The sequence below is a fragment of the Acinetobacter sp. 479375 genome (assembly GCF_000581715.1).
Classification (GTDB): domain Bacteria; phylum Pseudomonadota; class Gammaproteobacteria; order Pseudomonadales; family Moraxellaceae; genus Acinetobacter; species Acinetobacter ursingii.
Genome location: NZ_JEZN01000069.1, coordinates 1 through 946 on the forward strand (window position 1 = coordinate 1; position 946 = coordinate 946).

Sequence of the window (946 nt, forward strand, 5' to 3'; positions counted from 1 at the left end):
AAAACGCTTGATTCAGTTAATTTGCTAGTTCTCAATTAACTCTAAGATCAGAATGACTTCTTCTCTCTTTGTTATTGAGTGAACAATTTATTTCAGACTCAATTCTCAATCTGTTAATGAATTAATGTAACCTCGTCAGCTACATTAAACTGTGATTAATCACAGAGCTTAATAAATCATTATATTTATTAAGCTCTATAATTTACTCTAGCCCGTACTCTCTTAAGTACGTGGTGGAGACTAGGAGAGTCGAACTCCTGACCTCCTGCGTGCAAAGCAGGCGCTCTACCAACTAAGCTAAGTCCCCAGCTTATATCATTTACGTATCTTTAACTCTGTACTCATTAATCTATTCGTCAGAATGGTGGGTCTGACAAGACTTGAACTTGTGACCCCACGCTTATCAAGCGTGTGCTCTAACCAACTGAGCTACAGACCCTGAGAAAGTTTTAAAGCACCGCTTTAAAAGTTTCGCAAGACAAACAGCTTCGCTGTGCGTAGTGTTTGATTCTCGCTCTTTTTTTAAAAGCTTCTCTCTAAATCTTTTTCATTCAGATACCAGAAGAACAACTTGTTGTGGATTCTTACCAATCAACCAATCTTTTCGTTAAGGAGGTAATCCAGCCGCAGGTTCCCCTACGGCTACCTTGTTACGACTTCACCCCAGTCATCGGCCACACCGTGGTGAACGTCCTCTTTGCAGTTAGACTATCCACTTCTGGTGCAACAAACTCCCATGGTGTGACGGGCGGTGTGTACAAGGCCCGGGAACGTATTCACCGCGGCATTCTGATCCGCGATTACTAGCGATTCCGACTTCATGGAGTCGAGTTGCAGACTCCAATCCGGACTACGATCGGCTTTTTGAGATTAGCACCCTATCGCTAGGTAGCAACCCTTTGTACCGACCATTGTAGCACGTGTGTAGCCCTGGTCGTAAGGGCCA

At 43.7% G+C, this 946-nt stretch carries 2 tRNA genes and 1 rRNA gene; all 3 read right to left on the minus strand.

Annotated features, from left to right (window positions below):
* Nucleotides 1–231: 231 nt before the first annotated feature.
* Nucleotides 232–307, minus strand: a tRNA-Ala gene (locus J500_RS16795).
* A gap of 55 nt (nt 308–362) precedes the next feature.
* A tRNA-Ile gene (locus J500_RS16800) sits at nt 363–439 on the minus strand.
* Between the two features lie 169 nt (nt 440–608).
* Nucleotides 609–946, minus strand: a 16S ribosomal RNA gene (locus J500_RS16805); the annotation flags it as partial.